This is a genomic window from Stutzerimonas kunmingensis, from assembly GCF_032106285.1.
In the GTDB taxonomy this organism is placed as follows: domain Bacteria; phylum Pseudomonadota; class Gammaproteobacteria; order Pseudomonadales; family Pseudomonadaceae; genus Stutzerimonas; species Stutzerimonas kunmingensis_B.
Window position 1 is genome coordinate 51,008 of the sequence record NZ_DAMCPO010000009.1, and the last position, 12,291, is coordinate 63,298.

The following is a 12,291-nucleotide window of genomic DNA, read 5'->3' on the forward strand; positions in this document are numbered from 1 at the left end:
CGGCCGGCCTGTGTTACACGGGGCTCCGCAAGCGCCCATGCGCTGATACATGGACTGAACAGGAGGAACATGGATGTTCGCCCCAGCCAACCAGGCCCATTTCACGCTTTCCCTCGAGGGCATCGAGCACGACTTCAAGGTGCTCGAATTCCAGGGCCGCGAGGCGATCAGTCAGCCCTATCGTTTCGACCTGGAACTGGTCAGCGAACACCCCGACCTGGATCTGGAACGCCTGCTGCATCGCCCGGCCTTCCTCGCCTTGGCGCCGGACGGCAGCGGCATCCACGGGCTGGTACATCAGGCTGCGCAGAGTGAGTCCGGCCAGCGCCTGACCCGCTATCGGCTCACGCTTGTGCCGCAGCTGGCCTATCTCGCGCATCGCATCAACCAGCGCATCTTCCAGCACCTCAGCGTGCCGCAGATCATCGCCCAGCTACTCGAGGAGCATGGCATCCAGGCCGATGCCTACCGCTTCCAGCTCGGCCCGGTGATTTACCCGCCGCGCGAATACTGCGTGCAGTACGACGAAACCGACCTGCACTTCATCCAGCGCCTGTGCGAGGAAGAAGGCATTCACTATCACTTCCAGCACAGCGCGGCCGGTCATGCCCTGGTCTTCGGCGATGACCAGACCGTCTTCCCCAGGCTCGCTGCCACCGCCTATCAGCAGGACAGCGGCCTGGTCGCCGACCAGCCGGTGATCAAGCGCTTCGGCCTTCGTCTGGAAACCCGCACCAGCCGCGTCACGCGCCGCGATTACGATTTCGAGAAGCCACGTCTGACTATGGAAGCCGCGTTTCATAGCGACTTCCAGCCCGACCTTGAAGACTACGATTACCCCGGTCGCTTCACCGAGCGCGCCCGCGGCAAGCACCTGTCGCAACGCGCCCTGGAGCGCCACCGCCACGACTACGAACTGGCCGAAGGCGAAAGCGACCAGCCGCAACTGGCGAGCGGGCACTTCCTCCCGCTCGGCGAACACCCCCGCAGCGACTGGAACCAGCTCTGGCTGCTGACCGAAGTGCTGCATGAAGGTAAGCAGCCACAGGTGCTGGAGGAATCAATTACCAATGTCCCGGCTCACGACGAACTGGCCTTCTCTCCCCTATGGGGAGAGGGCAGGGGTGAGGGGGCTCTTGCCAGCCTCGACTTCCAACAAGGCTACCGCAACCACTTCACTGCCACCCCCTGGGACATCCCCTTCCGCCCGGCTATGAAGCATCCGAAGTCGAAGGTGCTCGGCAGCCAGACCGCCGTGGTCACCGGCCCGGCCGGCGAAGAAATCCACTGCGATGAATACGGCCGCGTGCGCGTCCAGTTCCACTGGGACCGCGAAGGCCAGGCCGACGACAAGACCAGCTGCTGGCTGCGCGTCAGCTCCAGCTGGGCCGGCGACCGCTACGGCGGCATCGCCATCCCGCGTGTTGGCATGGAAGTGCTGGTGACCTTCCTCGAAGGCGACCCCGATCAACCGCTGGTGACCGGCTGCCTGTACCACAAGGAACACCAGGTTCCCTACGACCTGCCGGCGAACAAGACCCGCACGGTGTTCAAGACCCTGAGCAGCCCGGGCGGTGGCGGCTACAACGAGCTGCGCATCGAAGACCGCAAGGGCGCCGAACAGATCTACCTCCACGCCCAGCGCGACTGGGACGAGAACATCGAGCACGACCAGAAGATCCGCGTCGGCCACGAACGTCACGACACCGTGGAGGCCAACAGCTACAGCGAATTCCGCGCCGAAGAACACCGCACCACCCACGCCGACCGCAAAACCGAAATCCGCGCCAACGACCACCTCACCGTGGGCAATACCCAGCACCTGAAGATCGGCACTGGGCAATTCATCGAGGCGGGCAATGAAATCCACCTCTCCAGCGGCCTCAAGGTCGTGCTCGAAGCGGGCAGCGAACTGACCTTCAAGGCTGGTGGCAGTTTTATCAAACTCGATGCCAGTTGCATCACCATGGTCGGGCCTTTGATCAGGATGAACTCGGGTGGAAGTCCGGGAAAGGGATCGGCCGCGGCGCCGGTATTGCCGGGGAAGGTGAAGGCGGCGGATGCGGATATGCCGGGGGCGGTGCTTGAGCATCGACTTAAGCAAGCGAGATTCAGCCATACACCGCTAATCGAATTGTGTCAGAAGCCTCGGGGCGGTACGCCAATGCAATGCCCGCTGACCAACTGTCCTTGTCGTCATGCCGCCCAGTTAGGGAGCTGATTGATGTCTGTACAGATACTCGCAGGGCTTCCCAATCTTTCTACCCCACTCTTCATGCTGCTCGAATTGGATGAGCCGTTGCTGCGGCGGATTTACCAGCTAGAGCCTGATCCACGACCGGAAGCTCTGTTTGCTGATACCGAGCTGGGCGCTCATGTCGAACTAGGACCTTGGCTGATACAACTGACGCCGGATAGCGCCTGGTTGACTGCGTATCGCCAAGCACCAGAGCAATGGCCTGGCGTGTTATTGAGTTCCGGGCGGCCAGTTGATGAGCTGTTGGCCCATCTGCGCGCAATGCTGGTCGTGCAGTTTGACGGTGAGCGCAAGGGGATACTGCGCTATTACGACCCACATGTGGCCAGTTACCTTTTCGCGGCGACCGAGGCCGTTATCACTTGGCTAGGCCCCATCGAGCAATTGTTCTGGCATGGCGCCACCTGGGCAGACCGCAGCGAGAACATCAGCCATTGGCGCAGCCTACGGAGCGAGTCGAACAATCATGGGGCGCCACCGAAAGGCAGGCTGATACTCGACAGAGTGCAGATCGCTGCTCTCGAACGGCAGCAACTAGAGGCATTCGCCTATGAGTGCTGGCAGGAGCATTCACAGGCTGAGTTCAACCAGATATTGGGCTATCTGCAGCAGGGTCTTGCCTCTGGGTTCGACGACGAGAAGAGCCTGGGCGCATACCTCGAAGCCCGGCTCACCTATCCCCAGCACCTAAGCCATCCCCAAATCGCATCGGGCCAGGTGCAGTTTCGTCTGCAGCAACTGCAATCCTGGCTGGAAGCCACACCAGCCACCACGGAGAGTCAAGGATGAATGCCAAAGTAGGGAGCCTGTCCGGCAGTCCGGCCTGTGAAGCTGGCAAGCTGATCGTCGAAGTGATTGGCAAGGATCATCCGCCGCAACAACGAGTGGTGGTCTATGACGCAACCGATCATGAGCTGCAGGAGTGGCTAACACAGCAGGCCAAACAAGAGCTTGTAGCCGATTCTCAGCGGAGCAGTACGCTGCATATCTGGGACTGGGAACAGCAACCGAAGCGCCATCTCTGGCTGGAGATCGAAGCAGAGCGCGGCAGCCCCATCCGCGTACCGCTGATGGATGACACACGCATTACCCCGCGCCAGCGTGAGCGGCAGTGGAACTGCATCGTCCCTGTAGTGCCCATGAGCACCATGCTCGGTATCAGCGCCAACCACCAGCATCGTGAATACCCCGTGCATGTGCGCCCCGGCTTCATCTACCTGTTCTATCGCGGCAAAGTGTGGCGTGAACTGGAGATTCGTCAGGCTGAGGGGCAGGTGACTTATCACGACGTACGCCTGAGTGACTTTCGCAATGGCGACCGCTTTCGAGATGGCGCCCGCACGGCCAGTGGCAAAGGGCTGAGTGAGATTTGGCTGCCAGCCAGATGGAACAACCGCGCGGCCCCGGATATCGAGGTAGCTTATGCCGAGGTGCAATGGCCTGCCGTTCGCCTGAACGCCATGGAGCGCAATGCTCGCCTGCGTCGCGCTCGCTGCAATCGCTTGGGCCTGGCCGTGGCCGAACGCAGCTTCGGTAATACCACTTACAGGGCCCCAAGCCAGCAGCAAGCCTTCTACCTGCAAAATGTCCCCGCTCACCGCCTACGTGATCCCGCCCGCGAATGGTTGTTCGATCAGCCGCTCAAGTATCTGCACGATCTGAGCGGCCAGTACCCGGTGCAGAGCCAGCAGTATGCTCAGCAGGTTCATCAACGTCACGAGCGCGGTGAGTCCACCCCAGGGCCAACGCATCCACAGCAGACGCAGGATGACCTACGCCCGGAGACCGGCGCATGGGCTGTAGAGCTGGGCGACACGCTACAGAACCTCCAGCATGTCTGCAGCGCGACAAACGAACGTGAACACTGGCAGGCCGCTGCGGCTGAAACCGACATGCTGGCCACGGTCAAAAAACGCCAGATCGCCGGTGTACTGGTGGAAGATGGCCTCTGCCGCATGCGCCACCTGCTGGCGCGTACCAACCAGGCCCAAGCGGTGCTGCAGCTCTGCGCGCAACGGGCCACCTTCCATAGCCATCACGCCTCGGCACTGTTGATTCAGCGCATGATGGTTCCACCGCATATCGGCGGGCAGAGCAACCCGCTGCACCGCTTCATCGGCCAGGTCAGCCAAGAGGGTCGTCAACAGATCGACCTGTGTTCGGGCCAGCATGCTCGCCAGTTGGCCATGACCTGCCTCAAGGCCGCACAAGATAACCTTGCCGCCTGGCTGGAACAGGCAGCCAACCAGCATGCGCTGGGCGACCATTTTTGCCTGGAGGGGCTCGACTACGCCGGCGCCTTCCAGCTTTGCAGTCAGCTATTCGTCTGCCTGGCGCGCACGGCCGAACAACAGGATCCATTCCTGGCGGCAGGCGATGCCTCACGCACAAGCGCAGGCAGGAGACTGCTATGCAAGATTGCGCAGAGCGCCAGCCAGCCTCTGCACCGGATGTTGTGGCCAGAGGCGGACGACGACACCCTGCTCAAGCCCTATCAAGCGTTGCAAACACCGAACAACGGCGAAGGCCATTATCGTGCCGATGCGTTAAATCAGGTGGCGCAGCTCAATGCACCGCCCAGCGAAGAGCCGGCGACCCTGGAAGGCAACACGCTCGCAGGCTTGATGCAACAGCCGGACTTTCTGCTCCTGCCTTCCGCCAAAAGCGGCGCCGCAGCGCTGTTAACCGTATGGGAGAACCTGAGCAGCGCCCTGCAAGAGGCACAGAAAAGCCTCGCCAGCGCAACGGCCGAGAACAGCCAGGCGACCACCGAGAGCCGACGCAGCCGGGTTGAGGTGAACCAGCGCGAAGGCGAGCTAAGCCGCGAACAAGAGCAGATTTCCCGGCAAAGAGAAGCGTTGGGTAACGAGGCATTTCCTGCAAAATATCGGATGTATACCAAGGACCTACAACTGCTGCGCAGCATGCTGCAACAGGACTTCGGTGACATGGTGTTCATTCGCCGCACGACCGCTAACCAGAAGAACTACTACTTCTTCGGTTTGACTGACCTCCCAGCAGCACCGCAAAACGCGCGTCGGATCTTTGGTGAACTGCTGGATATGGAGGGTCAGTTACTGGCCAGCAGCAATGGTCGCACAGCCAATCGGGCCAGCATCGACCAGCAGGCACAAGAACTCTTGTTACTGGCCATCCCCAAGAACCACCGCACCGCCCGTCTGATCAGTGAGCTGAACCGGCAGATGGCCGAAGAGCTGCGTATCCACAACGACCTCCAGCAGGCACGAGAGCGCCGGGAAGCCGCGCGTGGTCGCATGAGCGAAGCCAACAATGCCCTGAAACAGGCGCAAGAGCGGCTGGCCCAACAAGAACGCGGCTGGCGCCGAAGCGCACGCGGTGTGCTCGGTTCCAAGGCCTTCCCGGCTGGCGTGTTGATTCTGGAGTTGTTTAATGTGCAGGCGGAAGCTGAAGCGGCAACTGCCAACATGAGGAATAAAGGTCTTGGCAGGGTGTTCTTTGGGTCGTTGAGCGCAGGCGTTGATTTAGTGTTAGCTGTAGAGTTCCTCGCTAATAAGGTCGCGCACAATCACCCACGAGTTCAAACATTTCAAAAGCGGATAGTTGATCGGGTGCTCTTTAACCCTGGGCCAGGCCTGCAAAAACTCTTTGGCGGTCGACTGGTGAGCTTGACCGGCAAACTGGCCTTCCAAACCTTTGCCGGTACGCTCTTCGTGGGTATCAGCATTTACGATGCCTTGCACGAAGCCAGCCTAGGTGACGACGCCGCCTGGGGCTATGGCCTGATGGCCGTGGGTGGCCTGGTGGGGGTGATTGGCGGCTTCTTTACCGCCAGTGGTGCGGCATTCCTGGGCATGGGCCCTGTTGCCTGGGCCACTCTGCTTCTGATTCTGGCGGGGGCGGCGCTGGTCTGGTGGCTGGACGACAGCCCCATCGAGGAGTGGCTGGCCAACGGCCTCTTCGGCAGCAACCGCAGCGCCAAGGTGCCCCACCTCTGGAACGACCCGCAGGAGGCCTTCTACCGACTGGTCAGCCTATTTGCCGGCATCCGTGTCAGTATCGGCACCAACCCGGAACAGACTCGCTTCAGCGGCGCCATGGGCCTGCTTGACCCTGCCGAATACCACTCGATGCGCCGCGCCAATACCCGAGTGCGTATTGAAAGCAACCTGCCCGGGTTGGCCACCACCCTGGGTAGTGCCAATATCCGCGCCCATAGCCAGCTGCGTAGCAGCAGTCATCACCTTAGCCATAGAGACATGGCGACTATTAGCAGCCATAGCCTAAGTCCCATCCAGCCCCTGGCCCAGCGCCTGTCCCCCGACGCCCTTGAACTGTTTTATGAGGTGCCCCTTTCCCAGAGCATGCCGCGCACGTCCCCGCATCGATGGCAGACTTACGCCCTGACCGTACGAGCACAGGTGATCCTGCAGGGAGAGGATCAAACGTGGGTGTTCCCGGCGCCAGCGCCAACTGATGTCCTGCGTTACAACCCCAATCGGCATGGCGAACCCGTTTTCAGCCAAACTAAGCAACCCTTCTGGGCCGATGAACAGACCCACCCGGACAGCCAGCCGTAAGGATGCCCCATGACTGCCCACTACAGCCCCAGCGCCTACCAGCCGGCGCGCATTCCCGATCAGCCGGCAGCGGTCAAGCGCAGTTGGTTGTTCCGTTTTGGCAGCTCGCGCCTGCCCTGGGGCCATACCGAAGAAATCGTGCCCCATAGCATGCTGAGCCAGCCATCACCTGCTGGTCTGCGAGATGTTGAACGCCATGAGCACGCGCTGGCAACGGGGGCGAAAAAGCGCCAGGCATACGAACTTCTGGATTACCACCAGATCATCGATCACGAACGCTATCGACATGCGCCACTCTCCAAACGCAGCCTGTTCTGGTTTTATCTATGGGGGGGGGGGGCGCTTTGTTTTTTGGGTTATGGCGCTTTTATCTCCAGTTATCTGGGCGTGGCTATCTTGGGTTCTTGATGGCGAATACACGACCAACTTATGGATGTTCGCCAAAGAAACAACATGGTATCTGACGGTTCCTCTCGCCTGCTGGGCCATAGGTTCCCTAGTCGTTCACAAGCTCACCAACTGGGTCGTTCGCCCTTCCAAAGGTCCGCTGTGGGAGTTCAACCGCCGCACCGGCATGGTCACGATCTTCGATTACGCCAATATGGGCGAGTACAAACGCAGCGGCACCATCGGTGAGTTCACCTACCCCTTCTATGAGTTCGATGCCTATATCAGCAGCGGCCCAGACCGCCAGGGGCTGATCTGGCATCAGTTGCATCTGGTGCATCGCTATCACGACCTGGCCATCGACCTCAGCCCCATCGTGTCCAAGGACTCCAGCATGGCCCCGCATTTCGCCGCCTGGGATTTTCTGCAGAACTACATGGACACCAGCCGCCCGCTGCCGGATATCCCGCTGTTCGAGCAGCACCGCGCGAACGATCCGGTAACCGCCGAACATGACCGCCGCACGGGCCGCCCCGAGCGCTACTGGCGTGATATGGACGATGAGACCTGGGAGGCGCAACTGAAGCAGAACCTGGGCCGCGTCAACGCCTATGACATCACCGGCCGCCTCAACCTCATGGACCGTCATGTGCGGTATATCGATTGACGGCGGATGGACGGGGGGCTCACGTTCCCGCCGTATTCTTTCCCGGTAGGCATATCGGAACCAGGATCTAAGGCAACTCCAACCCACCCCCAGCCTTGTGTAACCCACGCAGATGCTCGCCGATCTGGGCCAGGTTCACTTCGATCGCTTCGAGCTCCTCCCGCCGCTCGTCCCCCAGCAGCACCCGGACTTCCTGGTCCAGTTCTTCGCTCAGCTGATTCAGGCGCAGTTGGCGTTGTTCGCTCTCGCGTTCGAGGCGGGTCCATTCGCTGGGCTGTGGCAGGCCGTAGCCTTGGCCGTCGAGCAGTTCGGCGGGGCGGCTGAGGTAGCCGCTGCTGGCCAGGATTTCCTGCAGGGCGCCGTCGGCCTTGTTCAGGCTGGCGTCGCGCCCGCGGCCGCCGAGGTAGCGGTTCTTCAGCTCGTCCTGGGCGAGGAGCAGCTGGCGGCGCAGGGCGGCCTGTTCGACCAGCAGCAGGGCGGCGGAGGCGCGTAGATCGGCGCGGTCGATCCATGGCTGGCGTTCAGCGGCACTGAGTTCCAGCCACTGTTCGACGCTGTCCTGCGGTAGACCGAGGCGGTCCTTGAGGATGGTGAACATGGCCTGGTAGCGATCGCGGTAGGAGTCGAAGCGATAGCCCAGGCGCAGCGCCTCGCGGGGGTCGTCGAGCACGCTGGCGTCGGCCAGGTCGCGGTGGATCAGCACCTCCAGCAGCCCGTTGGGCATGATGCTGTCCAGGGCGACGAGTTCGTCGCGTGTGGTTCCGCTGCGTAGCAGCTTGAGGGTTTCCACCGCGCAGTTGTTGGACAGGAAGTAGTAGTCGCCGTCGTAGCTCCAGTGCAGCTCGGCGCTACGCTCGACCAGTGCGCGAATCTCTTCGTGCTGCAGCTTCAGCGGCACCGAGGCCAGCCCGCGCAGCTCCACCTTGGTGTATTCGTCGATCACCTGGCCCAAGGGCAGGATGAACAGCCGCGAGGGGTAGACGCCGGTGAGGCCGTCCCAGCTGGACAGCTGCACATCGTCGACGAAGGCGCGGAAGGACAGTACCAGGTGGTGATCCAGATCCAGCCGGCAATCGGGACCGGGCTCGCGGCCGGGCGCGCAGATCACCAGGCGCAGCATGCTGTGGCCCCAGCGGCTGACCCAGGCCTCGTTGGCTTCGGCGAACAGGTAGTCGACCTCGTAGACGCGCGACGGATCGAGGCTCAGCAGTGGCGTGCGGCCGAATTCGCGGCCCGCGTTCAGAAATGGGTAGTCATCGGCGCAACCGGCAGCGTTTGCTGGCGCCCAACCGAAGTGTTCACGCAGGTAACGGTGCAGCGAAGGGCGCCGGCAGGCGTAGCTGGGGTCGAGCAGGAAGTACTCAAGGTTCACCGCGACGAATTCCAGCGGGCTGGTCAGCTCGTACGGATCTGGGCTGCGCGCCAGCTGCGCGTTTTCCTGTTCGCGCAGGCCGCGCTTGCCGACGCGTTGTGGCCAGCCGGCCAGATCGAGCAGGCGGGGATCGTCGCTGAGGGTGAAGCGGCGGTCGATCTGTCCCCGGCAGTGATCCGGCAGGCCGACCTGCCCGAGGTGGCTGGCGCGCTGACGGCACTGGCCCTGCAACAGGTGCTCACTGGGCGACCACAGTCGCGCGCGGTCATAGAGATGCGCCACTTCGTGAGTGACGGTGGCGAGCAGCTCGCGGCGCACCGTCCCGTGGGGGCGATTGGTCTTCTCGCTGGCAGCGCTGCCATCGGTCAGTGTCGGCAGTAGACGGCGATTGAGCTGAAGACGGTTACCGCCGGCGCGGCCATAGGCCTGTTCCGGCAGATCATCGCGCCACTGCACGCGCACTTCGCGATCGAGGCTCTGCACCAGGCGGGGTGGCAGTGCGGCCATGGCTTCGTCCAGCAGCGCCTGGCTGGCGGCGCGTTGCTCGGCGTCCAGTGTGCGTGAGTCGAGAACCAGGCGCAGGTCGGCCTGGGCTACACCTGCAGCAAGGCTCAGGCAGCCTGCCAGCAGCCAGGCGCCGAGGCGTATCACAGGGCGAGGATGGCTTCGGCCAGTTGAAGGTCGCTGGCATTGCGCGCTGCAGGGAGTTCGCTGCGCAGGGTGCCGATCGCGGCTTCCAGATGCGCACCGCGGATCTCGCCGGCGCTGGCGACGAAGCTGGCGGCGTCTTCACGGGCTTCGACGACGACTTTCATGTCACTGATGCGACTGGTCACATCGGAGGTGAAATTGATGCTGCGGTCCAGGGCACGCACGACGATGTTGCTGGTGGCGACGAGGGTCTGCGCCTGGGCTGTGCCCGCGGCGACGGCCAGCGCCAGCGGGGCGGCGAGCAATAGCTTGTTCATCGGTTGGAATCTCTCACGGTCGGGGCACCGGCAGGCGGTGCGGTTATTGGACGAGGATCGCTTCGGCCAGTTCCAGGTCGCTGGCGGCAAGCTCCGGGTGTTCCTGGCGCAGCCGCGCCATGGCCGCTTGCAGGCGAGCCGCGGCGAGCTGGCCTTCGCTGGCGACGAAGCCGGCCGCGTCTTCGCGGGCCTCGGCGATCAGCTTGTTGTCGAAGGGAGCACTGGTCAGCTGGCTGCTGACATAGCTGGTCTGCACGACACCTGCGGTGGTGACATCGAAAGCCTGGGCGGCGCCAGCTGTGAGGCTGAGAAATAAGAGAACGATTGAATACGAACGCATGCGGAACCTGTTGCCGGGAAAAACGGCGCCAAGGCTAGCGAAACGCCGGCTGTAGAGCCAGCGCCCGGTTGCTTCCGCAGGTTGCAGCAGCGCTCATGCGCTGCTGCACGCATCAGAGCGCCAGGATCGCCTGAGCCAGTTGCAGATCGCTGGCGCCCAGTTCTGGCTGCTGGCTACGAATGTGGCGCAGCGCCGCTTCGAGGTGGGCGCCGCGCAGATCGCCCTGGCTGGCAACGAAACGCGCCGCATCGTCGCGAGCATCGAGCACCAGTTTGTCGTCGCGCAGCGACGAGGTCAGGTCCGAGGTTGCGTCCACGGTATTGATCAGGCCGCCGACCACCATGTCGGTGGTAGCGGTGAAGCTGGCAGCGGACGCGCCGCCGCTCAGCAGCAAGCCGGCAGCGAAGAAGGGGAGCAGGATTCGGGACATGGCAGATCTCCAGTGGTGAGGCTCTAGACCGCGCCATGGGTGCGACGTTCCCGTTGCTGCGGCCTTGTAGCACGCAGCATAGGCTCGAATCGGTGGGCGCGGAATGCCTCAGCGCCAGAACGGCTTGTCCAGCTCTGCCGAGCGGTCGCTATGGCTGATGCCGACATCGGCCAGCTGGCGGTCGTCAAGCTGCGCCAGTTGCTGGCGGGTACGGTAGTTGCGTTGCCAGCGCTGCAATACTTGCAGCAGCTGTAGCCAGTTGCGGCGGGCGCGGGTGGCGACATACGGACGAGACAGCGTGCGATCCATGCTGCGCTCCTTCCCGGTGTGACCGGGTACGGGTTATGGGAGAACAGGATCGCGCGCGTCAGCCAAGTGCAACAGCCACAGGGATTCTCGATTGTGCCGGTGCAGTTCCAGAAATGGATGCAACTGTATTGGTCGCGAACGAGCCAACTGTTTTCGCTGCGCTGCTTATCGGTCCGGTGTGCGTGCCAGAGCGCCTGGTGTGGTGCCGAACTGTTGGCCGAACGCGGCGATAAACGCCGAGGTGGATTCGTAGCCGCAGGCCAGCGCGACATCGGTAACCGGCTGGCCCTGCTCCAGCAGAGGGAGCGCGCTGAGCAGGCGCAGACGCTGGCGCCAGGCGCGGAAGCTGAGGCCGGTGTCACGCTGGAACTGGCGGGTCAGGGTTTTCTCCGAGACCTGCAGGCGCTCGCTCCATTGCTTCAGGCTGAGTGAAAGATCGGGCTGCTCATAGAGCGCTTCGCACAGCTGACGAAGCCGGGCATCCCCGGGCCAGGGCAGGGAATAGCCGATTGCCGGCGCCGCCCGCAGCTGGTCCAGCAGCACCGCTGCCAGGCGGCCTTCGGCACCTTGCTCGTCATACTCCGCCGGCAGCGCGCCAAAGGCGCGGATCAGCTCGCGCAGCAGTGGGCTGACCGCAAGCACCTGGCAATGCTCGGGCGCCCAGGCCACGGCGCGCTGGTCGATGTACAGGCTGCGCATCTCGGTATGCGGCGAGCTGATCACCTCGTGCAGCAGGCCCGGCGGAATAAGGATGGCGCGCTGCGGCGGAGCGAGAAAGCGCCCGCGCTCGGTATGCACGCGCAGCACGCCGCTGATGGCGTAGGACAGCTGTGCCCAGGGATGGCTGTGGCGTGGCGTGGTGGTGCGTTCAGCCAGGGATTCACTGCGGGCGAAGAGCGGGCGCGGCAGTGCATCCATGGCTGGGATGCTGCGTTGCACGAGGCTGCTTTGTCCTTTTCTCGACATTTGTCTGACTTATGGCGTTAGTCGGATATGCAGCGC

General features: G+C 62.9%; 10 protein-coding genes and 1 pseudogene. 4 read left to right on the forward strand and 7 right to left on the reverse strand.

Annotated features, from left to right (window positions below; genetic code table 11):
• The first annotated feature begins 73 nt into the window (after window positions 1-73).
• On the forward strand, window positions 74-2,221 hold the full coding sequence (gene tssI, locus RT582_RS09265; RefSeq protein ID WP_313477214.1) for a type VI secretion system Vgr family protein: 2,148 nt from the start codon (window positions 74-76) through the stop codon (window positions 2,219-2,221).
• 3 nt (window positions 2,222-2,224) lie between these two features.
• Window positions 2,225-3,046: a DUF4123 domain-containing protein gene (locus tag RT582_RS09270; RefSeq protein ID WP_313477215.1), complete on the forward strand. Its 822-nt coding sequence runs from the start codon at window positions 2,225-2,227 to the stop codon at window positions 3,044-3,046.
• A 137-nt stretch (window positions 3,047-3,183) separates the two neighbouring features.
• Here the strand turns inward: RT582_RS09270 and RT582_RS09275 are convergent, their stop codons facing one another.
• Window positions 3,184-3,825, reverse strand: coding sequence for a hypothetical protein (locus RT582_RS09275; protein ID WP_313477216.1), 642 nt, complete (start codon window positions 3,823-3,825; stop codon window positions 3,184-3,186).
• Here RT582_RS09275 and RT582_RS09280 point away from each other — a divergent pair.
• Together RT582_RS09280 and RT582_RS22450 are read left to right on the forward strand one after the other, a co-directional pair.
• Entirely contained in the window at window positions 3,772-6,816 is a 3,045-nt protein-coding gene (locus tag RT582_RS09280) for a hypothetical protein (protein WP_313477217.1), read from the forward strand. The genes RT582_RS09275 and RT582_RS09280 overlap by 54 nt on opposite strands.
• A 9-nt stretch (window positions 6,817-6,825) precedes the next feature.
• Window positions 6,826-7,870 (forward strand): annotated as a pseudogene (locus RT582_RS22450) (hypothetical protein).
• Between the two features lie 67 nt (window positions 7,871-7,937).
• Here the strand turns inward: RT582_RS22450 and RT582_RS09295 are convergent.
• The 6 genes from RT582_RS09295 to RT582_RS09320 all read right to left on the reverse strand — a co-directional run bounded on the left by RT582_RS09295 (window position 7,938) and on the right by RT582_RS09320 (window position 12,255).
• Window positions 7,938-9,893 carry a DUF7844 domain-containing protein gene (locus tag RT582_RS09295; protein WP_313477220.1) on the reverse strand — a complete coding sequence of 652 codons (1,956 nt, stop codon included), beginning with the start codon at window positions 9,891-9,893 and terminating at the stop codon, window positions 7,938-7,940.
• A complete protein-coding gene (locus tag RT582_RS09300) occupies window positions 9,890-10,210 on the reverse strand; it encodes a DUF2388 domain-containing protein (RefSeq protein ID WP_014822100.1) in 321 nt (106 codons plus the stop codon). The genes RT582_RS09295 and RT582_RS09300 overlap by 4 nt, the downstream gene beginning before the upstream one ends.
• A 43-nt stretch (window positions 10,211-10,253) precedes the next feature.
• Window positions 10,254-10,550 carry a DUF2388 domain-containing protein gene (locus tag RT582_RS09305; RefSeq protein WP_278401652.1) on the reverse strand — a complete coding sequence of 99 codons (297 nt, stop codon included), beginning with the start codon at window positions 10,548-10,550 and terminating at the stop codon, window positions 10,254-10,256.
• Between the two features lie 112 nt (window positions 10,551-10,662).
• A complete protein-coding gene (locus RT582_RS09310; protein ID WP_023445583.1) occupies window positions 10,663-10,980 on the reverse strand; it encodes a DUF2388 domain-containing protein in 318 nt (105 codons plus the stop codon).
• A 108-nt stretch (window positions 10,981-11,088) separates the two neighbouring features.
• Window positions 11,089-11,289, reverse strand: a complete 201-nt coding sequence (locus RT582_RS09315) for a DUF1127 domain-containing protein (protein ID WP_041015440.1) — start codon at window positions 11,287-11,289, stop codon at window positions 11,089-11,091.
• 165 nt (window positions 11,290-11,454) lie between these two features.
• A complete protein-coding gene (locus tag RT582_RS09320; RefSeq protein ID WP_101276938.1) occupies window positions 11,455-12,255 on the reverse strand; it encodes an AraC family transcriptional regulator in 801 nt (266 codons plus the stop codon).
• Window positions 12,256-12,291 lie beyond the last annotated feature (36 nt).